This is a genomic window from Cupriavidus sp. GW821-FHT02F09 (assembly GCF_059421605.1).
The window spans coordinates 512,972-532,080 of the sequence record NZ_JBWKVH010000001.1; the positions used below are offsets into that span (position 1 = coordinate 512,972).

23 protein-coding genes and 2 pseudogenes are annotated in these 19,109 nt (G+C 65.6%); 11 read left to right on the forward strand and 14 right to left on the reverse strand.

Annotated elements, in window-relative coordinates; translation table 11 throughout:
* Window positions 1–169: 169 nt before the first annotated feature.
* Window positions 170–592, forward strand: coding sequence for an Hsp20/alpha crystallin family protein (locus AC07XB_RS02535; RefSeq protein ID WP_043346129.1), 423 nt, complete (start codon window positions 170–172; stop codon window positions 590–592).
* A 203-nt stretch (window positions 593–795) separates the two neighbouring features.
* Window positions 796–906 (forward strand): annotated as a pseudogene (locus AC07XB_RS02540) (NAD(P)-dependent alcohol dehydrogenase); the annotation flags it as partial.
* A gap of 4 nt (window positions 907–910) precedes the next feature.
* On the opposite strand, the gene AC07XB_RS02545 reads toward AC07XB_RS02540, so the two are convergent.
* The 3 genes and pseudogenes from AC07XB_RS02545 to AC07XB_RS02555 all read right to left on the reverse strand — a co-directional run bounded on the left by AC07XB_RS02545 (window position 911) and on the right by AC07XB_RS02555 (window position 3,046).
* Complete coding sequence (locus AC07XB_RS02545) at window positions 911–2,686, reverse strand: PHA/PHB synthase family protein (RefSeq protein ID WP_492831370.1); 1,776 nt, start codon at window positions 2,684–2,686, stop codon at window positions 911–913.
* Between the two features lie 8 nt (window positions 2,687–2,694).
* A pseudogene (locus AC07XB_RS02550) lies at window positions 2,695–2,827 on the reverse strand (SDR family oxidoreductase); the annotation flags it as partial.
* 15 nt (window positions 2,828–2,842) lie between these two features.
* The gene (locus tag AC07XB_RS02555; protein WP_492831371.1) at window positions 2,843–3,046 is read right to left on the reverse strand and encodes a YgaP family membrane protein; all 204 of its coding nucleotides are present in this window, start codon (window positions 3,044–3,046) and stop codon (window positions 2,843–2,845) included.
* A gap of 299 nt (window positions 3,047–3,345) precedes the next feature.
* On the opposite strand from AC07XB_RS02555, the gene AC07XB_RS02560 reads away from it, so the two are divergent.
* From AC07XB_RS02560 to AC07XB_RS02575, 4 genes are read left to right on the forward strand one after another with little or no spacing between them, the layout of a single operon-like run.
* Entirely contained in the window at window positions 3,346–4,482 is a 1,137-nt protein-coding gene (locus tag AC07XB_RS02560) for an ABC transporter permease (protein ID WP_492831404.1), read from the forward strand.
* Window positions 4,483–4,484: 2 nt separating this feature from the next.
* Complete coding sequence (locus AC07XB_RS02565) at window positions 4,485–5,183, forward strand: ABC transporter ATP-binding protein (protein ID WP_150990122.1); 699 nt, start codon at window positions 4,485–4,487, stop codon at window positions 5,181–5,183.
* On the forward strand, window positions 5,180–6,277 hold the full coding sequence (locus tag AC07XB_RS02570) for an HlyD family secretion protein (protein ID WP_492831372.1): 1,098 nt from the start codon (window positions 5,180–5,182) through the stop codon (window positions 6,275–6,277). The genes AC07XB_RS02565 and AC07XB_RS02570 overlap by 4 nt, the downstream gene beginning before the upstream one ends.
* Window positions 6,274–7,716, forward strand: coding sequence for an efflux transporter outer membrane subunit (locus AC07XB_RS02575; RefSeq protein WP_492831373.1), 1,443 nt, complete (start codon window positions 6,274–6,276; stop codon window positions 7,714–7,716). Before AC07XB_RS02570 ends, AC07XB_RS02575 begins: the two co-directional genes overlap by 4 nt.
* 49 nt (window positions 7,717–7,765) lie before the next feature.
* Here AC07XB_RS02575 and AC07XB_RS02580 read toward each other — a convergent pair whose 3' ends face one another.
* The 9 genes from AC07XB_RS02580 to atpD are packed head-to-tail and all read right to left on the reverse strand — an operon-like array spanning window position 7,766 to window position 14,629.
* Window positions 7,766–8,662 (reverse strand): F0F1 ATP synthase subunit gamma, encoded by an 897-nt coding sequence (locus tag AC07XB_RS02580; protein WP_492831374.1) that lies wholly within the window; start codon window positions 8,660–8,662, stop codon window positions 7,766–7,768.
* Complete coding sequence (locus tag AC07XB_RS02585; RefSeq protein WP_492831375.1) at window positions 8,659–10,263, reverse strand: alternate F1F0 ATPase, F1 subunit alpha; 1,605 nt, start codon at window positions 10,261–10,263, stop codon at window positions 8,659–8,661. The genes AC07XB_RS02580 and AC07XB_RS02585 overlap by 4 nt, the downstream gene beginning before the upstream one ends.
* Window positions 10,260–11,105, reverse strand: a complete 846-nt coding sequence (locus tag AC07XB_RS02590; protein ID WP_492831376.1) for a F0F1 ATP synthase subunit B family protein — start codon at window positions 11,103–11,105, stop codon at window positions 10,260–10,262. The genes AC07XB_RS02585 and AC07XB_RS02590 overlap by 4 nt, the downstream gene beginning before the upstream one ends.
* A 3-nt stretch (window positions 11,106–11,108) precedes the next feature.
* A complete protein-coding gene (locus AC07XB_RS02595) occupies window positions 11,109–11,390 on the reverse strand; it encodes a F0F1 ATP synthase subunit C (protein WP_150990106.1) in 282 nt (93 codons plus the stop codon).
* Window positions 11,391–11,411: 21 nt separating this feature from the next.
* Window positions 11,412–12,113: a F0F1 ATP synthase subunit A gene (locus AC07XB_RS02600; RefSeq protein ID WP_492376572.1), complete on the reverse strand. Its 702-nt coding sequence runs from the start codon at window positions 12,111–12,113 to the stop codon at window positions 11,412–11,414.
* Window positions 12,097–12,426, reverse strand: a complete 330-nt coding sequence (locus tag AC07XB_RS02605; protein ID WP_492376573.1) for an N-ATPase subunit AtpR — start codon at window positions 12,424–12,426, stop codon at window positions 12,097–12,099. The genes AC07XB_RS02600 and AC07XB_RS02605 overlap by 17 nt, the downstream gene beginning before the upstream one ends.
* Window positions 12,413–12,772 (reverse strand): AtpZ/AtpI family protein, encoded by a 360-nt coding sequence (locus AC07XB_RS02610; RefSeq protein WP_492376574.1) that lies wholly within the window; start codon window positions 12,770–12,772, stop codon window positions 12,413–12,415. Before AC07XB_RS02610 ends, AC07XB_RS02605 begins: the two co-directional genes overlap by 14 nt.
* Complete coding sequence (locus AC07XB_RS02615) at window positions 12,769–13,179, reverse strand: F0F1 ATP synthase subunit epsilon (protein WP_492810320.1); 411 nt, start codon at window positions 13,177–13,179, stop codon at window positions 12,769–12,771. The genes AC07XB_RS02610 and AC07XB_RS02615 overlap by 4 nt, the downstream gene beginning before the upstream one ends.
* Window positions 13,154–14,629: a F0F1 ATP synthase subunit beta gene (atpD, locus tag AC07XB_RS02620; protein WP_492831377.1), complete on the reverse strand. Its 1,476-nt coding sequence runs from the start codon at window positions 14,627–14,629 to the stop codon at window positions 13,154–13,156. Before atpD ends, AC07XB_RS02615 begins: the two co-directional genes overlap by 26 nt.
* Window positions 14,630–15,333: 704 nt before the next feature.
* On the opposite strand from atpD, the gene AC07XB_RS02625 reads away from it, so the two are divergent.
* Complete coding sequence (locus tag AC07XB_RS02625; RefSeq protein ID WP_492831378.1) at window positions 15,334–15,708, forward strand: response regulator transcription factor; 375 nt, start codon at window positions 15,334–15,336, stop codon at window positions 15,706–15,708.
* 579 nt (window positions 15,709–16,287) lie between these two features.
* On the opposite strand, the gene AC07XB_RS02630 is transcribed toward AC07XB_RS02625, so the two are convergent.
* Complete coding sequence (locus AC07XB_RS02630; RefSeq protein WP_492831379.1) at window positions 16,288–16,581, reverse strand: helix-turn-helix domain-containing protein; 294 nt, start codon at window positions 16,579–16,581, stop codon at window positions 16,288–16,290.
* Between the two features lie 110 nt (window positions 16,582–16,691).
* Window positions 16,692–16,859 carry a hypothetical protein gene (locus tag AC07XB_RS02635; RefSeq protein ID WP_492831380.1) on the reverse strand — a complete coding sequence of 56 codons (168 nt, stop codon included), beginning with the start codon at window positions 16,857–16,859 and terminating at the stop codon, window positions 16,692–16,694.
* Window positions 16,860–16,908: 49 nt separating this feature from the next.
* Here AC07XB_RS02635 and AC07XB_RS02640 point away from each other — a divergent pair, with 49 nt between their 5' ends.
* The 4 genes from AC07XB_RS02640 (at window position 16,909) to AC07XB_RS02655 (ending at window position 19,108) form a co-directional block, all read left to right on the forward strand.
* Window positions 16,909–17,064, forward strand: a complete 156-nt coding sequence (locus AC07XB_RS02640; protein ID WP_492831381.1) for a hypothetical protein — start codon at window positions 16,909–16,911, stop codon at window positions 17,062–17,064.
* Window positions 17,064–17,255: a hypothetical protein gene (locus tag AC07XB_RS02645; RefSeq protein WP_492831382.1), complete on the forward strand. Its 192-nt coding sequence runs from the start codon at window positions 17,064–17,066 to the stop codon at window positions 17,253–17,255. The genes AC07XB_RS02640 and AC07XB_RS02645 overlap by 1 nt, the downstream gene beginning before the upstream one ends.
* Before the next feature lie 326 nt (window positions 17,256–17,581).
* The gene (locus tag AC07XB_RS02650) at window positions 17,582–18,769 is read left to right on the forward strand and encodes a phage/plasmid replication protein, II/X family (RefSeq protein ID WP_492831383.1); all 1,188 of its coding nucleotides are present in this window, start codon (window positions 17,582–17,584) and stop codon (window positions 18,767–18,769) included.
* A 9-nt stretch (window positions 18,770–18,778) separates the two neighbouring features.
* The gene (locus tag AC07XB_RS02655; RefSeq protein ID WP_492831384.1) at window positions 18,779–19,108 is read left to right on the forward strand and encodes a single-stranded DNA-binding protein; all 330 of its coding nucleotides are present in this window, start codon (window positions 18,779–18,781) and stop codon (window positions 19,106–19,108) included.
* Window position 19,109 lies beyond the last annotated feature (1 nt).

Genomic DNA, 19,109 nt, shown 5'->3' on the forward strand with positions numbered 1-19,109 from the left:
CCTCTACTACCTGGCACCTGGCGCTGCGGGCCAGCCCCCGGCCCCCCCACGATCTCTCTCTGCCGGGCAACACCGCGCTTGATCTGGGACAAGATGCGGCAGCCGCGCTGTGCCACCATGAAGTGGCGGTCCGCTCCTCATGCGGGCCCTTCACTCCAAGGAGGCGACAATGAGCAATCTCAGGATTCACGATCCGCTGTCGATCGAACCGGTTGGGGACATGCTGCAAGGCATGTTGCGCGCGTTTCGCGGCAACTATGAAGGAGGATTCGCGTTCAAGGTCGATGTGACCGAGTCTGACAAGGCCTACAACGTGGTCGCCGAGATTCCCGGCGCCAGGAAGGAAGATATCGAGGTGTCCGTCGATCGCGGCACGGTGATGATCTCGGCCAAGGTGGAAAAGTCTTCCGAGCAGAAGGAAGGCGAACGTGTGATCCGGCGTGAGCGCTACAGTGGCTCGATGCAACGCGCCTTTACCCTGGACAGTTCCGTGGACGAAAGCAAGGTGGATGCCAGCTACGAGAACGGTGTCCTTCGGGTGGTACTGCCCAAGAAAGAAGCCTCGCCGCAACAGCGTGTGACGATCCGCTGACATGGTGTTTTCCGGGGCCGCCCACGGGCGTTAATACAGCCAACGCAGCCGATGCAGCCGATGCACAGAGCACATCATGGACCACCGGACCGTGCTGGTCGCGCTCGGCGTGGATCCCGACTGCGCATCCACGGCACTTCGTGGCGCATGGCGAGCCGGCTGCGAGCGCCCCCCGCGGCAATGGATCGAGCGAGAGTTGCTGCGAGATCCTGAGGCTGACCGGTGAACGGGGCGTCGACGCGGCCATTGAGGCACCGGGCATGCAAGGGACCTTTGAGGCCGCGTTGCGTGTGCTCAAGCCGGGAGGCACGCTTATTCCTAGCCCTCCAGCACGTAGCTCCCGGGGGCGTCGGCGAGCGCGCCGTGCGCCGCGTCGCGCGCGGGGACCCGTCCAGTGGAGTGCGACGCCAGCCAGCCCTGCCAGCAGGGCCACCAGGATCCCTTATGCCGTTGCGCAGTCGAGAGGTAGCGTTCGGGGCTGCCATAGGTTGCCTGCGCCGCGCGCGTTTCCACCCGGTATCGGCGGCCGGGATGCGAAGGGTCGGCCACGATGCCGGCATTGTGGCCGCCCGAGGTCAGCAGGAACGTCAACGGCGCCGACGTCAGCAAATGCAGCTTGTAGACCGAGCGCCAGGGCGAGACATGGTCATGCTCCGTGCCGACCGCGAAGATCGGCATGCCGATGTCCGACAGGGCGACGGGGCGGCCATCCACGCAATAGCGTCCTTCCGCCAGGTCGTTGTTGAGGAACAGCTTGTGCAGGCACTCCGAATGCATGCGAAAGGGCAGGCGGGTGACGTCCCGGTTCCACGACACCAGGTCGTTCGGGCGCAGCCGCTTGCCGAGCAGGTACTCGCTCATCATGCGGGACCAGACCAGGTCGCGCGAATGCAGCATCTGGAAAGCGGCTGCCATCTGGGGACCGTCCAGGTAACCTTGCTGGCGCATCATCGCGTCCAGCGTGGACAAGGCGCTGCTGTCGATGAACAGGCCGAGTTCTCCTGGCTCGGTGAAGTCCGTTTCGCTGGCGAACAAGGTCAGGCTTTGCAGGGGCAAGCCACTGTCGTCGCGGCTAAGCGCCGCTGCGCAGATCGACAGCAGCGTGCCGCCCAGGCAATAGCCGGCGGCGTGGATGCGCGTATCGGGGTAGCGCTCCTGCACCGCGTGCAAGGCGGCCCGCACGCCGAGGCGCAGGTAATCGTCAAGCCCGAGGTCGCGCGCATCGGCACCCGGGTTCTTCCACGAGATCATGAAGACCGTGTGGCCTTGCTCGACCAGGAAGCGCACCATCGAGTCACGCGGCTGCAAGTCTAGGATGTAGTACTTCATGATCCAGGAGGGCACGATCAGCACTGGCTCCCGCCATACCTCGGCGCTGGCTGGCGCGTACTGGATCAGCTCGATCAGGGCATTGCGGAACACCACCTTGCCGGGCGTAACGGCGACATCCCGTCCTACCTTGAAGGTGGGCGGGCGACGCAGCTTCGGGTCGCGCGACAGGTCCGCCACCACGTCCTGCATATCGTGCAGCCAGTGCTGGGCCCCGTTGAGGAAATTGCCGCCGGCGCTGGCAGCCGTGGCCTGCAGCACCACGGGATTCAGCCACCAGGCATTGCCGGGCGAGCCGGTATCGAGCATCTGCCGCGCGCAGAACGACACGATCCGCTCATGGTGCGGGGATACACCACGCAGCCCGTGCGTCAGCGACGCCCATAGCGCCTCGTTGTTGTGAAAGGCATCGCGCCAGAAGCGGAAAGGCCACTGCGACCAGGCGGGGTCGGCAAAGCGCAGGTCGGACGGCGGCGCCGTCGCGCCGGGCGCTGGTTGCGCAGTGGCCGGACCGGGCCACATGCCGCCGGTCGCGGCAATCATTGCGCTCATCCACGCTCCCAGGGATGTATCGACCTTGCCAGGGGAGATGGCCAGGTGCAACGCCCAGTCCAGTCCGGCCAGCCAGAACGAGGCAAGCGACATGCCTTGCGTCGCGCAGGCCAGCGTAGAGCGCACTTGCTCGTCGAGCTGGTCCGGTACAGCCTCGATGGGAGCGCAGCCGCATTCCGCCTCGGGTGCAGCGGCAGGTTCACGGGTTGGCATTGGTGCGTTCATTGCATGTGCTGCCCGCCATGGATGGCGATATTGGCGCCGGTGACAAGTGCTGCGTCATCGGAGCACAGGAAGGTAACCGGCGCCGCGACCACTTCCGGGCGCCCCAAGCCTGCCGACAGGGGCCACCGGCGCAGGCCGGCAGGATCAGTCGGGGTTTCCGCCTGAGGCCGGGCAGGTCTTGACGCCGAGCAGGCTGTAGAGGGGACAGATGCGGACGAGCCCTGTCAGGACCGGGATCACGCCGATCCATCCCCACACGCCGATCGTGCCGATGACGGCAAGGCCGATCAGGGCCAGGCCGACAACGATCCTGAGCGTGCGGTCAACCGCACCGATATTGGTTTGCACAGCGTCCTCCTTTCGATAGCCCGTTAAATGCAGGTGCGGCGTTGCCGGGTTCGTTTCGCGATCCGGCGGCTGCACGAGCCCAATATAGCCGGATGGCTGCCGGTGGCCTTGATCTATGGCAACTTTGACGCGTACTAGTACTAGTGCTGGATTGCACGCAACTCCGGTGTCACCGGCCGCGCCACAGGCGAGATTGATCTGCGTCAAAGGCCACCAGGCGCCCGACACTAGACTGAGTACACGGCACCAGCATGCCTTGATGCCCCTGCGCAGCACACGGCCAAGAAAGCAAGAACATGGTGCCCGGTATCCTCAAACTCGCCTACAAGCTGCTGGTCAACGACCGGGCCAAATTCACCGGCTTGCTGGTCGGGATCACATTCGCGGTGTTCCTGATGATCGAGATGACCTCGCTGTTCGCCGGCGTGCTCAATCGATCGTCGTCGACGGTGTACAACATCGGCGCGAGCATCTGGGTCATGGACCCGGCGGTCAATACCGTGGCCAATACCATCGGCATGCCGGACTACATGCTCGATGCCGTGCGCAGTATCGAGGGCGTCAAGTTTGCGGTGCCGCTCTACTCGGGCGGCGCGCTGGTGCGTCTGCGGAGCGGCACCTACCAGCCAGTGACCGTGGTTGGCATTGATGACGCCAGCCTGTTCGGGCGTCCTGACGTGCTCAATGGCAGGATCGAAGACATCTATGCCGAGAATGCCTTCCTGGTCGTCAAGGATGCCGAATTCGACAAGCTGGAGAACCCCGCGGTCGGTACCGAATTCGAGATCAACGATAACCGCGGCGTCATTGTCGGGATTGCACAGGTCTCCACCACGGGCCTGTTCGGTGTGCCCACGCTCTACACGACCTACCAGCGCGCCATCCAGTACCTGCCGACCACGCGCTATACGATCTCCTACATTCTCGTGGAGCCCAAGTCCATGGCGGACGTCATGCGGATCCAGCAAGAAGTGCAATGGCTGGGCTACCGCGCGCTCACCAAGGCGCAGTTCATCCAGCGCATCTCGGATTTCTACAAATACAAGACCGGGCTCGGCACCAATATCCTGCTGATGACCGTGATCAGCTTTATCGTCGGGCTGTCGATCTCCGGGCAGACGTTCTACACCTTTATCCTCGAGAACCTGGAGAAGTTCGGTGCACTCAAGGCCATCGGCGCCAAGGGGCACGAACTGGTGGCGATGATCGTGTTCCAGGCGGCTTTCACCGCGCTGACCGGCTACGGCCTGGGCATTGGGCTGTGCGCCATCCTGATCAGCCTGGCGCGGCTGCGTATCCTCGACTACGCCGCCATGATCACGTTCTATAACCTGGGCCTCGCGCTGGTGATGGTGATCGTGATCGCTGCCGTGTCCGGTTATATCGGCGTGCGCAAGGTGCTGCGCATCGAACCCTTCGACATCTTCCGGGGGTAAGCATGCCGCGCGTTGCCATTGCCGCAAAGGCGCTGGACAAATGGTTCGGCGAAGGCGAGGCCCGGACCAATGCGCTCAGGCAGGTCACCTTCGAGGCGTACTTCGGCGAGATCCTGTTTATCGTAGGCCCATCGGGCAGCGGCAAGACCACGCTGCTGAGCGTGATCTCCGGCATCCTGCGCCCGGACGGTGGCGAGGTGGTGATCGACGGCACCAGTATCTGGCAGATGGACAACGATGCGCTGGCGGCTTTCCGCCTCGCCAGGATCGGCTTCGTGTTCCAGGACTTCCACCTGTTTGGGCGCCTGACCACGCTGGAAAACGTGGCGATCCCGCTGATTCTCAAGGGCCGCGACTGGAACGATGCGCTCAACGAAGCCAAGCGCTACCTGGAGATCGTCGGGCTGGCCAACCGCGCCCAGTTGCCGCCGATCAAGCTCAGCGGCGGCGAGCAGCAGCGCGTGGCCATCGCCCGTGCCATTGTCAGCCAGCCCGACATCCTGATTCTCGACGAGCCCACGGCCTCGCTGGACGGCGACACCGGCCACGCCATCATGGAGTTCGTCAAGGTGCATATCCTCAACGACAAGCGTTGCATCGTGATCGTCACCCACGATGCCCGCATCTTCGACATGGCCACCCGCATCCTCGATATGGAAGATGGCAAGCTCAAGGGCATCGAGCGGGGAGAGGCGCGATGAAGAACAAGCTGTTGTTCATCCTCTCAGCGCTGGGCGCCCTGATCGGCGTGGTGGCGGCCATTTTCTATGCTCAGCAGCGGCCGCCGCTGCCGCCGGTGTTCCAGCCAGCGGCCAATCCGTACAAGAACGGTATCTACGCCAATGGCATCATCGAGAGCTACCAGGACAACGGCGCCAATATCAACCTGTATCCCGAGGTCGCGGGCACGGTGGTCCGTATTCCGGTGCGCGAGGGGCAGGAGGTGGGGCGGGGCGCGGACTTGCTGGTGATCGAGGATTCCGTGCAGCGCGCGCTGGCCGCGCAGCAACAGGCGCAGGCGGAGGCTGCCGAGGCCCAGCTCGCGCAGCTCAAGGCGCAGCCGCGCAAGGAAACGCTGGAGGTGGCGCGCGCGCAGGCCGAGGCGAGTTCCGCCAGCCTGAAGACGGTGCAAGACCAGCTCGACAAGCTGCAGCGGTCCTATGCGCTCAACGCCCGCTCCGTCAGCCAGGACGCCATGGACAACGCCGCCAATGCGGTGCGCGTGGCGCGCGGCAACCTCGACGTGGCGCGCCGCCAGCTGGAGCTGACGCGCGCCGGCGCCTGGGTCTACGACATCCGCAATCAGGAAAGGCAGGTCGATGCGTTGCGCAAGGCCGCGGCTGCCGCCACGGCATTGCTCGGCAAGTATGTGATCCGCGCGCCGGTGGACGGCGTGGTGATGTCGGTCAATACAGCAGTGGGCGCCTATGTGTCCTCGCAAGGCACCTACGGCACCTATACGCAGGCCAACACCCCTGTGATCGTGATGGGCAGCGCGCCAGGCACATTGGCGGTGCGCGTGTATGTCGATGAGATCCTGCTGCAGCGCCTGCCGAGCGCAAAGTCCGGACAGGCCATGCAGGGAAGGATGTTTGTGCGCGGCACCAACACCAGCATCCCGCTCGAGTTCGTGCGCACGCAACCTTACGTCACGCCAAAGATCCAGCTGTCCGACCAACGTACCGAGCGCGTGGACGTGCGCGTGCTGCCCCTGCTGTTCAGGTTCAGCCCGCCGCAGAACGTCACTGTCTATCCGGGCCAACTGGTCGATGTCTACCTGGGTGGTGCATCGTGAAGCGCCATGCGCTGCCCGGGTTTGCGCTAATCCTTGCCTTGCTGGGCGGCTGCGCCGTGGGCCCGGACTTTGCCCGCCCCGAGCCGGCGGTGCCGGCTAGCTACACGCGCGATGCAGACGCGGCGCGCACGGCGCCCGGCGACGGGATCTCGCAAAATTTCCTGGAGGGAGCCACGTTGCCGGCGGACTGGTGGCGCATGTTCGGCAGCGCCGCGCTGGACGGCGCCATGACCCAGGCTCTGGCGGGCAACCCCACACTGCAGGCGGCGCAGGCCAACCTGCGGCAGAGCGAGGCCGCCATGCGCGCCGGCGCCGGCGTGTTCTACCCGCAGCTGGACACTGCGGCCGGGGCCACGCGGCAGGCAGCATCGCCGGTCCGCTTCGGCCAGGCCGTCCCGGGCACGGTCTTCAACTTGTTCTCGCTGAGCGCTACGGTCAGCTATACGCTCGACCTGTTCGGCCTGAACCGGCGCACGGTCGAGGCGCTGTCCGCCCAGGTCGACCTGCAGCGGCAGACGCTTGGCGCCGCCTACCTGGCGCTGACGGGCAATCTGGTCAACACCGTGGTCGCCCAGGCCGGCTACGCGGCACAGATCCAGTCCACCACCGAGCTGGCGGCCCTGGTGCGCGAGCAGGTGGAGATCACGCGCGCGCAGGTGCGGGCCGGCACGACAGCACACGCCAGCGAACTGAGCCTGGCGGTGCAGCTTGCCGCGCTGGAGGCGACGCTGCCGCCGTTGCGGCAAAAGCTGGAGCAGGCCGATCATCTGGAGGCGACCCTGTCTGGCCATTACCCTGCCGAGGGCGAACCGGTTGCCGTGACGCTGGAGACCCTGCGCTTGCCGGCGGACATTCCCCGGCTGCTGCCGGCGGAACTGGTCCGGCGCCGTCCCGATGTGCTGCTGGCCGAAGCGCAGCTCCACGTCGCCAGCGCCGAGGTGGGCGTGGCCACCGCCGCCATGTTTCCCGCCATTACCCTGAGTGCTGGCTATGGCCGCGAGAGCTTGCAGACCGGGACGCTGTTTGGCGGCGGCAGCGCAGTCTGGAGCCTGGGGGCGGGCCTCACAGCGCCGCTGTTCCATGGCGGCGAACTGTACTACCGGCAGCAAGCCGCCCTGGCGCAGATGGACGCGGCGCAGGCCGGCTACCGTCAGGTGGTACTGGCTGCATTTGGACAGGTGGCAGACGCATTGCGCGCCCTGGACCACGATGGTGAGCTGGTCGAGGCCACGCGGCATGCGCGGGATCTCGCCCATGAGGCCTTGCAGGAGGTCCAGGCCAACTTCCAGGCCGGCACCGCCGGCTACTTGCAGGTGCTGGTGGCGGATGCACAGTTTCACCAAGCCGATATCGGCTACCTGCAAGCCAGGACCCAGCGGCTGCAGGACACCGTGGCCTTGTTCCTGGCGCTGGGCGGGGGCTGGGACGCCAGCGCCTAGTGTCCAGGCAGGGCAGGCGCTCAGGACTACCGTTTCGTGATGGCGCCATTCAGCCAATGTCATCCTCCGACAGCGCCTCGTAGCCAGCCACCACATCGAACAGTTCCTCGTCGATCGCGCTTTGCCGCTCGCTGTGAAACCGGCCGCGAAGGCTGGCGAGCAGTTCGTCGATGTTCTTGTCGGCCCGCTCCATCGCAGCCAGGCGGCTGGCGTTCTCGCTCGCCAGCGATTCGGCGCAGGCGCTGAACAGCGAGATAAAAAGGTGCTCGCGGATCAGCGCGCGCATCGTGGCGGTGCCGCCCCCGATCACTTCCGGCGGATTCGGCGTTGGCCAGCGCTGTGCCAGCAACCCGGCCAGCCATTGCGCGTCAAGCGGCAACAGGCGTTGCTCCACGGGCTGGAAGAGGGCGCCCGGCCTTGGCTGATTGTAGAAGACGTAGATCCGAGGCTGCGCGGCCTGGCTTGGGTGTGTTTCCGTATCGAGCTGCAGCCGGTCGACCAGCGGGGCAATGGCCTCGACCGAACCGGGCACCGCATAGGTGCCGGCCACGCTCACGCCGGCGCTGGCCAGGCGTGCCCGCACCCGCTCGCCGACAGCCCAGACCTCTCGCTTTCCGGGCATGGCCAGGAGCGTTTTGAGCGCATGGTCGACGATCACCTCGTTGAACTGGCCCACCAGCCCTTGGTCGGAGCCGAACACGATGGCGCCGACCGCTCCCGTTGAGGCAGGCTTGCTTTGCCCCGGCGTTAAACCGGCGGGCGCCAGCGGGCGCAGGCATGCCCAAAGACCAAGGCTCACCGCGCTGCGGTAGTCGCCCAGCGCCAGCACGGACTGTTCGTACTGGCTGATGCTGGAGGCGGCCAGCGCGCGCATGGTGCGAACAACGGCTTGCAGATCCGTGGCGCTGCCGATCTGGTGCCGCAGCGTGGCGGCCGAGTCGCTCATTGCCTCCACCCCTCTGCCGGAGAGCGTGCCTGCGCTTCGAGCCCGGCCCCGCTATTGGTACCGGTATCGGCACCGGCCTGGAACTGCGCAAGGGCGGCGCGGACGAGCGCGGTCACTGCCTGGCCATCCGCCTCGTCCGGCTTGCCCGCGGCCTCGAAGCGGGCGGTTATCGCCGGTGGGATGCTCGCCGCCGCGGCGCGCACTGCTAGCTGCGCGTCCTGCATCCGGTCCAGCGGCACGGCATCGAACAGCCGCGCGGTCAGCGCGCTCAGGATGGCGATCTGCGCAGGCACCGGGACCGGGTCCGATTCGGGCTGCATCAGGCAGGCGCGAATGCGCTGGCCGTGCGCGATGGACTGGCGGCTGTCATCATCGAGCCTGGCGCCGAAACGAGAAAACGTCTCGAGTTCCTCGAACTGCGCGTAGGCGAGCTTGAGATCGCCGGCCACCGCGCGAAAGCTGCCCCGCTGCGCCTTGCCGCCCACGCGCGACACCGACTTGCCGACATCCACCGCGGGCAGCACGCCAAGCGCGAACAGCGTAGGCGACAGATAGACCTGGCCGTCGGTGATCGAGATCAGGTTGGTCGGGATGTAAGCCGACATGTCTTGCGCCTCGGTCTCGATGATCGGCAGCGCGGTAATGGAGCCACCACCGCGCTCGGCGGCGAGGTGCGTGGCCCGCTCCAGCAGCCGCGAATGGATATAAAAGATGTCCCCCGGGAAAGCCTCGCGGCCGGGCGGGCGGCGCAGCAGCAGCGAAAGCTCGCGGTAGGCGCGGGCGTGCTGGGTGAGGTCGTCGTAGACGATCAGCACGTCCCGCCCGGCCTCCATGAAGTGCTCGGCGATGCTGGTGGCGGCATACGGTGCGATATAGGCCAGCCCCGGTGGCTGGTTGCCTTCGGTGACGACCACGACGGTATAGTCCATCGCCCCCTTGGCGCGCAGGGTCGCCACCGCCTTGGCAACGGCCGAGGCGCGCTGGCCGATGGCGCAATACACGCACACGACGTCCTGGCCGCGCTGGTTCAGGATGGTATCGATGGCGATGGCGGTCTTGCCGGTCTGGCGGTCCCCCAGGATCAGTTCGCGCTGGCCTCGCCCGATGGGAATCAGCGCATCGATGACTTTCACGCCGGTCTGCAGCGGCACCGTGACCGCCGCGCGCTCCATGATGGGCGCGGCCGGGCGCTCGATCGGCAACCGCGCGCTGGCCGCGAGCGGCCCGAGGCCATCGAGCGGGCGGCCGAGTGGATCGATCACGCGCCCGAGCAGCGTCTTGCCCACGGTCACGTCCATCACGCGGCCCGTGCGCTCGACCTGGTCGCCGGCCCGCAGCCTCCAGTAGTCGTCGAGCAGCACCACGCCGACCTCGTCTTCATCGACATTGAACGCAATGCCGTACACGTCGCCGGGAAAGCGCACCAGCTCGTCATAGCCGATGCCAGGCAGGCCGCGGACTTGCGCGACGCCCGTGGCCACGCTGACGATCGTACCCACCTCCTGCGCCGCTAGTGCCGGCACGAAGCTGCTGCGCGCCTCGCCCATGGCGGCGAACGCCCGTTCGATGGCGGTTTGCGGCGGGGTAAGCGCGACGGTCATGGCTGGCTGGCCTCGGGCTTTGGCACTGGCTTCGGCGCGGGCTGCGGCACGGATTCCGGCTCGGGCCCGGCATGCATCGCCACGTTCTCCGGGCTCAGCAGCTCGCTCACGGCATGCTCCAGCGAGCCGAGATAGCCATCGATGCTCCACGCCAGCTTCTGGCCGCCGAAGATGAGTTCGATGCCGCTCACCAGTTCCGGAGCCGTGTCGAACTGCAAGGGGATGGCAGTGCCCAGGATGTCATCCACCGCCGCCTGGATGGCGGCGCGCTGTGCGGCAGGCAGCGCGAACGCACCGCGCACCACCGCGTGCGCCGCCGGCTGCCCGAACGCGGCCGCAAGACTGGCTCTCGCTGGCTCGTCGAGCGCACGCAGACGGCGGATGAAGACGTCGGCCACGCGTTCTTCCAGGCTCGCCGAGGCCAGGTCCGCGAGCGCCCGGCGCGCGATGGCAAACACCTCGCGCCGCGCCAGGTCGCCAAGCGCCTGCGTCAGTTGCCCGGCTTCGCTGCGCAGCGCGTCCTGCCGTTTTGCGGCAAGCGCGTCCGCAGCCTGGCGCGCGGCTTCCAGCCACTGCCGGCGCTGCGTCTCGGCATCGCCAGCCGCCTGTGCCAGCAGCGCAGCGCGCTCGCGCTCGAACGCATCGGTCTTCTGCTGGAACGCCTCGCCTTGCTTGCACGCCTCGGCCTCCCTGGCGCTGGCGTCGGCGATCTGCCTGGCGATCCTGCCTTCGCGGGCGTCGATGGCGTCAAGCACTGGCTGGTAAAGAAAGCGCTTCAGCAGCCAGACGAGGATGACGAAGTTGAGCGCCTGCGCGCCCACGGTGAACCAGTCGATCAGCATGGCTTACCTGGCCACCGCGCGGGCGATGGCGGCGTTCCAGAAGGGGTTGGCAAAGATCAGGATCATCGAGACGACGAAGCAGTAGATCGCCGTCGACTCGATCATCGCCAGGCCGACGAAGAGCGTGCGCGTGATCGTGGCCGATGCATCGGGCTGCTGCGCCAGCGACGTCAGCGCCGTCGCTACCGCCCGGCCTTCCGCGAGCGCGGGCCCCATGCAGCCGAAGCCGGTGCAAAGGCCGGCCATGGCGATCGATGCCACCGCGATGATTGTCAGGCTGTCCATGGGATGGTTCCTTGGTCGGGTTCAGGGTGTCTTTTCGATCGGCAGGCCTGGCTCCGCCTTGCCGTCATGCGTGGCCGCCGCGAGATAGACCGCGGCCAGGATGCTGAAGATATAAGCCTGCACCATGCCGGTAAGCAGGCCGAGCGCGGTCATCACGATGGGAAACAGGAACGGCGTGATCGTCACCAGGATGGCGATGATCATGGCTCCGCTCATCATGTTGCCGAACAGGCGAACCGCCAGCGCCAGCGTGCGCGACAGTTCGCTGATGATGTTGAACGGCAGCATCATCAAGGTCGGCTCGAGGTAGGACTTCAGGTAGCCGCGCAGCCCCTGGTCGCGGATGCCGTACAGCGGCACCGCCACGAACACGCACAACGCCAGCGCCAGCGTGGTCGACAGCGATCCGGTGGGCGGCTCGTAGCCGGGAACGATGGTAAACAGGCTGGCCGCGGCGACGAACAGGAACAGGGTGCCCAGGAAACCGAGATACTTGTGCGGCTGGCGCAGGCCGACTTCCGCGATTTGCTGCGCGATCCCGGTCACGATGATTTCAAGCAGGTTCTGCCAGCGCGAGCGGCGGTGGCCCAACGAGAGCCGGCGCGTGACCAGCCAGGAGCCCAGGGTCAGCACCCCCATCAGCACCCAGGTGAAAAGGATCGTGCCGTTGAGCTTGACGAAGCCGTGCTGCCAGAAGATCCACTGGTCAGGGCTGAGGCGCATGGCCCGTCTCCCGAGGCGCCGGGGCGCGGCGGTGGTCCGCCCATCGCGCCGTCATCCATGTCACCGCCACGCGCGCCACCGCGAAACCAGCCAGGCAGGCAGCCATCCGCTCCCATTGCCCCGCGCCGACGGCGTAGAAGCCGAGCAGCGTGACGCCCATGCGCAGCAGCAGGCTGCCCAGCAGCCATAGGGCCGACTGACCGGATGAAAGCGTCCGGCGGACCGTCCACCACAGGCCGCCGAAAAAAAAGCCACCAAGTGCACCACCCGCGAGGGCCGCAAGCAGCAATGCCGCCACGTCATGTATCCGCATCGTCTTTCTCCTCCTGGTCCTGGCCTTGGTCTCGCCGCATGGCGCGGTCCTCCTTGGCGACCCAGTGCCACGCATTGAAGCAGCCGAGCACCAGGCCGGCCACCAGCAGCGCCAGCGTCCATGCGTGCCGGCCGGGATAGTGCTTGTCCAGCCAGATGCCCAGCGCCGCGCCGAGCAGCGTCGGCACTACCACCGACCAGCCGACCAACCCCATCATGCCCAGCCCGAACCAGACCCCCGGTACGCCCTGGCGCCGCGCCCTGAGCTTGCGCTGCGCCTTGGCGCCCACTTTGCCTGCCAGCGTGGGCGCGGGCTTGGGCGGCCCGCCGGGCGGTGGGTCGGTCATGGCGACGGCTTGTGAAGCTTGGCGAAGCGCGCAAGAAAGCCCGTCTCCAGCTTGGCCATGACCGTGCGCAGGCTGCGCGCCTGCTCGTCCTGGGCCAGGAACTCGCGCTCCACGGTGTCGCGCAGCGTGGCCAGGTCGGCGCCCGCCATGGCGCGGCGCACCGACACGCGCACATCGAGGCCGGTCTTGACCAGCACACCGTCATCGACCGCGATAAACACTTCGCCATCGGCCGGCGTTTCGAAGGTCAGGATGCCGGGTGCGAGCGCCGCGACGCAATCGAGGCGATGCGGCAGCATGCCGAACGCCCCCCCGGCGGTCTCCGCCACGATGCGCGACACATCGCGCTTGCGCAGGAAGACCCGGAAGGGCAGCAGTATCTCAAGCAGCATGCGATCTGGCGGCATGGCTCTCCTTTGCTGGTTCTGGCGCCGCGGGCGCGGGCTTGCCCCTCGCTTCGGCGATCGGCCCGATCATGTAGAGCGCGCTTTCGGGGTAGTCCTTGAACTCATCGCGCAGGATGCGCTCGCACCCATCGAGCGAATCCGCCAGGCTGACTGTCCTGCCTTTGATGCCAGTGAACTGCTCCGTGGTGAAGAACGGCTGGGTCAGGAATCGCTCCAGGCGGCGGGCGCGGGCGACGACGCCGCGGTCGGCGGGGGAGAGCTGTTCCAGCCCCAGCATGGCGATGATGTCCTTGAGTTCCGCATACTGCGCCAGCGTGCGCCGGATATCCTGCGCCAGGCGATAGTGGCGCGCGCCGACGATGCCGGGCGTGGCCATCCTGGAATTCGATTGCAGCGGGTCGACGGCAGGGTAGAGGCCCTCGCTCGCGCGCTTGCGCGACAGCACGATGGACGCCGACAGGTGCGAGAAGGTATGCACCGCCGCCGGGTCGGTGAAATCGTCCGCAGGCACATAGACCGCCTGGATCGAGGTGATGGCGCCGGTGTCGGTGTTGGCAATGCGCTCCTCCAGCCCGGACAGTTCGGTGCCCATGGTCGGCTGGTAGCCCAGCCGCGACGGCATCTGCCCCATCAGGCCAGACACCTCCGATCCGGCCTGGATAAAGCGGAAGATATTGTCGATCAGCAGCAGGACGTCGCGGTGCTCATCGTCCCTGAAGTACTCGGCCATCGTCAGCGCTGCATGGCCAACCCGGAAGCGCGCTCCCGGAGGCTCGTTCATCTGGCCGAAGACCATGACCATGTCCTGTAGGACGCCGGCCTCGCGCATGTCGTGGTAAAGCTCCTCGCCCTCGCGGCAGCGCTCGCCGATGCCGCAGAAGATGCTCACGCCCCGGTGATGCCCGACCATGTTGTGGATCAGCTCGGTGAGCAACACCGTCTTGCCCACGCCCGCGCCGCCAAACAGGCCTGCCTTGCCCCTGGTTTCGAGCGGCAACAGCACGTCGATCGCCTTGATGCCGGTCTCGAACACCATCGACTGCGTGGAGCGCTGGGACAGGGGTGGCGGCACCCGGTGCACCGAACGCCACTGGACATGCTGCGGCGCCGGCAACCGGTCGATGGGCTGGCCGAACACATCGAACATGCGCGACAGGATGCTGGCGCCCACCGGCGCCTGCAACGGTCCACCGGTGTCCTGCACCGCCATGCCTCGCGCCAGCCCCTGGGTGGACGTCAGCGCAATGCAGCGCACATGCCGCGCATCGCGCTGCGCCAGGACTTCGATGGCGATCCGGCCATCCATGCCGGTACGCAGCAAGGTGCGAATCGGCGGCAGTCCTGCCTCGAAGCGCACGTCGACGACGCTGCCGCGCACCGCGGCAACCACGCCCCGGCGCGCGCTCACCGGCAGCCCCCATGTGCGGGCGGAACCGGTCCATGCGGGCACCTGGCCTCTAACCGTGCCCGCATGGCTGTCCGGCGATGCGCCACTGCCGCCGTCCTTGCTCCGGTCATGTGATCATCCTCAAGCCGCCCGTGACTTGCTGCCGTTTTCACCATGCCGCCTACACCAGGCGCCGCGCGTGCAGCAATGCCCAATGATGCGCTTGCCCAGCCGGGAAAAGTTGATACAGATCAACTTAGCGCATGCGTGGCACCGAAGCAAGACGTTGCGCAGCCGGTGCGATCGGATCGCTGATTTGCGGCGCGTGGAGCGGCAGCGACTGCAACGCTTCAAGGGCCCTGTCGACCGCCCTTGCGTGACCGGCGTCGGACAAACTCCGCCAGTTGGCGGCGGATATCGCCGATCACGGGCCCCCGGTCAACCGCGCGGGAATCGAAGGGCCCCAGTTGAGCATGGGCAATGCCTGCTTGAACGACGTGCAGTCCGGCGCGATTTCAAAACTCGCCCTGGACAAGTCGGCTCCTTGACCCGGGTGGGCAGTTCATGACTCCAGCGGGCAAGCCGTGCCTGCCGCTAGCGCTCTAGCCGCTGGAAGGCTTCACGACTGGCGATGGCTCGCCACTACCTGTCCTGTCTTCGCGCCTTGCAGCCGTTGCACGCAGCAATGGCCAGCCGGTCGTGCGGGCTATGTCAGCGTAGGTCGCACCGGCCCGGGAATGGCCGATGCTCATATATTTGATAGGGATATGCGGAGAATCCTTCTACTCGAGGATGAGAGTGAACTGCGCGAAGAGATGGCCGCCTTCCTGCAGAAGCGGCAGTGGCAAGTGCTCCACGTAGGCAATGTGGCCGAATTTACTTCTTTGGGCGACCAGGCCGACATCGCCGTCGTCGACATCATGCTTCCCGATGGCTGCGGCTTCGACGTGATAGAAGCGTTGCGCCGGCAGTGGCCCTATTGCGGCATCGTCATGCTAACGGCACCGGGCAGCGACCACGCCAAGCGGCAGGCCTTCGAAAGCGGGGCCGATCGCTACCTTATCAAGCCGATCAAGCTGCTTGAGTTGGATGCGATCCTGAACAACTTGAGCCACCGCCTGACCGCGGGCAGAGTACCGTAAGTGCCTGATACCTGCAGACGGCGCGATGGCCGCATGGGTCTCCGGACGACCGAGGATTGATCCCAAGGCCGCTTTCCCCCCAAGCCCTAGCACAAGACCATGCGCCGTGCCCCCGCACAGGAGCGGGCGGGGCAGCGCCCGCCCGAACGGGCTCAGCCGGGCGCTGGTGGCGGGGCTGAGCACGAGCGGCCTGCCGGCCTTTCCCGTCCCGCCGATAGTGGTAAATGAGGTGGGATGGGATTGAGAACGATATAGCAGAGGATCGGCGCCTGGCCGGCGCCGCAACGGACGGGTAGCGCGCCGAGCGGGGCCTAGGCGCGCAACATCGGCCGCGCGCCAAACCATCAGACCGTGCTCAACGACGGCCTGAATCACCTTGAGCCGGTCCAGTTCACGCAGCGACATGGTGATCAACCCTCGATCCTTCACGGCGCGCTCCCGTCCAACCCAGGCGCTACCAGTATAGGTCTATCCAGAGGACATTCTGATGTGGCTGGAAGCGGACATTCTGATTTGGCCTTTACAACATTCGACACGCATAATGATGATAAAGTTAAGTCAAGCTTAATGCTGGTGTCATCACGCTGGAACGTATATCCGGCGCGGCTCGACGAGTGACACCAGCCACTTAAAACCCTTGGAAATTTTTTCCAGGCGGCCTTTCCGTGAGGCGGCTTCTGTCGCCAAAATTTCGAACGCTTCAGCCTTTTCCACACCGGCTTCCTGTGCGAGCTGCAGCGCCACGTCGAAGTCGGGTAGTGACTTCGCTTTTACGTAGCTCTCGAACGTCTTCTGTGGCACGCCAAATGCCTTCGCCGCCTGGTTGACACTGCGACCGTGCAGTGCCTTGGCTATCAATTCTTGGTAGCTCATTGATCACTCCTATTTGCCCTGGCTAGCAGAAATCCGCTAAGTTCCGAGCTAGCGGAAATCAGCTAAGCCGAACTCCGCTACACGAGCCGAAATATAACGGGTAAACCGGGTCAAGGGTCAATGTGCTGTTTAAGGCGTTGCTTCTTGCGAGCCAAAAGCTTTCGCTCAACTCTCTTGAGCAGGATCGCCAAGCCAATTTGTAGGGTGCCAAACACCACGATTGCGGCAACGGCGACCAAGGCGATGTGCCAGAACACAGGTGCGAAGAGCTCAGCCACGGTTTCTCCCAATTTTTGTTACGCGCATTTTAGCCGGGGGAGTAACGGAATGTCGCTGTATCGCCGTCGCACCAGGTCGCATCACAGCAGGGTCAGCCGGGACAATCTGCGGCTCTGCCTCCAGCTCCGCGCTGATGGTGCCAACTTTGACCAGGTCATTCGCGGCACGCTGCAGGACCTGGGCGGCCTGATGGGGGCCTGGTGATGGTGATCACCGCTCTCTCCGTGGCCATCATGTTGATCGCTGCGTGCATGGACAACGGCAGGTTCTATCCCGCTCTCTGGTCCGTCGGCATCGAGCCGCGCTTGTTCTTCGGCACCGTCTACTTCGTCGCTATCGCCTTGCTGCTGGTCGACCCTGTCTGTGCTGGCCTTCGCACCAGGAGCATCCGATGAGCGCCCGCCCGTTTCCTGTCCGTTCCGCCACGGCTGGCAAGACCTTGCCTGCCTGGCTCGTTCAGACCCGCGCCGCGGAGGAGCACGTCCGCCAGGTGCAGGCCACCGCAGTGGCCTACGCACGGGCCTCTGGTGGCCGTGTGCAGCCCGCACGTGCTGCTGCCCCTGTGCTGTCTGTGGACGCTGTGAACGCGCTCTTGGACGCTGCAGCGTCCGATTTTTTGGCCTCGCAAAGCGAGGCTGCTTTTTGTCAGGCGGGCGTGGTAGCACCGCCTGACAGTCTCATGGGTGAGACTCCGCGTGATTTCGGGGAGGGGTTCTAAGGCATGGCTTACGACACGGTCAAGCTTCGCTCCCCCTACCTCGGAAATACCGTGGTGGAGCGCATTAAGCGGCAGTGCCTGCTCCGGTCCGGGATGGACTGTGCCAGCGGCGAAATCCTCTATGAGCTGTTCACCGGCGAGCTGCTCGGCTCCTGGGATGCGCGGATCTCGGTGGTACCGAAAAATGAGGAATGGGTGATCGACAAGAACGGGCGCCCGGTCCTTTCCCCCTGCGAGCCATACATCCTGATCGAGGCCTCGGTGCACAAGATCAAGTTCGGCCACAACGTCTATGGCGGCCCGACCGATTTCCGCCAGGCGTGCCGTGACTTCGTGCACCTGGTGGAAGACCTGCTCGAAACGGATCTCCCCGCGGCTGACTGGTGGACGGTCCACCGCGTGGACGTGGCCTCGGTCTACCGGCTGTCGAAAGCGGCGTGCAAAGAATTCTTCGACGGCCTGCAGCTCATCAGCTTCCCGCGCCGCAAGAAGGGCGCGGCCAAGTATGCGATGGCGGTGTACTTCGCGGGCAAGACCACTACCGTCAAGTTCTATCACAAGGGCACCGAGTTCCAGGTGCACGACCGGGGCCGCCTGCGCGGCTTCTTCAAGCAAGTGTTCAACCACCTTAATGGGCGCGATCATCCGGAAAACGGGGCATTGGCAGAGCGCAAGGTGGCCGCGCTGCAACGGCTGGCGGATAGCCGGTTGCGGGCGGAAGTGGAGATTCACAGCGACAAGCTGCAGTACGACTTTGGCAAGAATCCGCGAGTTGATGAGGTGTCAGACGCCTATTTGGAGGGCGTGTTTGATGCCGAGATAGAGAAGCTGCTGCGAGAGGGGAAACAGGCCATGACCACGGTGAGAGAGAGCAGGGCTGTCCTGCATCGGTTGAAGGGTGTCTACGGTGACACGCTGGGCATGCGCCTGTACGGCTTCTGGACCTCGCTGACGACGCTCGGTGATGACGTCACGCGGGAGCACTCGGCCAAGGCCACGTTCTACCGGTGCCGCAAGCAGCTCGAAGATGCCGGGGTGTCCTGGCGCAATACCGATGTGCAAGTCATCGCCAACGCTGTGTTGGCCCACGATTTTAGTCCGGTTCGGTCGGACCCTCGGATGTGCCATCTCCCGGCGCGCAATCGCGAGGAATACCAGGTGAGCCGGGAAACACTGCGCCTAGCCGCATAAGGAGTCCAAATGTCTACTGCAGAAAATACCGTTCGCCCGCTCAACGCAGCACAGGCCAAGCCGATGCAAGTGCTTGTGAAGGGCCGTGTTGAGGCTCAGCGCACCCATGACGGGGTGCGTTACACCCGCATTATGACGCCGGCTCCGGACGCTTACAGCCGCCCCCAGATTGTCGAGGTGCGGGGCAAACGCCAGATCGGGGCGCGTGGGGACGAAGTCACGGTGCTGTGTGCGGTTGGGGGCTACCAGCGTAAGGCGTACCAGACCAAGAACAAGGAAACCGGCGAGCTGGAAACCGTCACGCCGGTCGATATCACGCTCGACGTGCTTGACGAGTAAG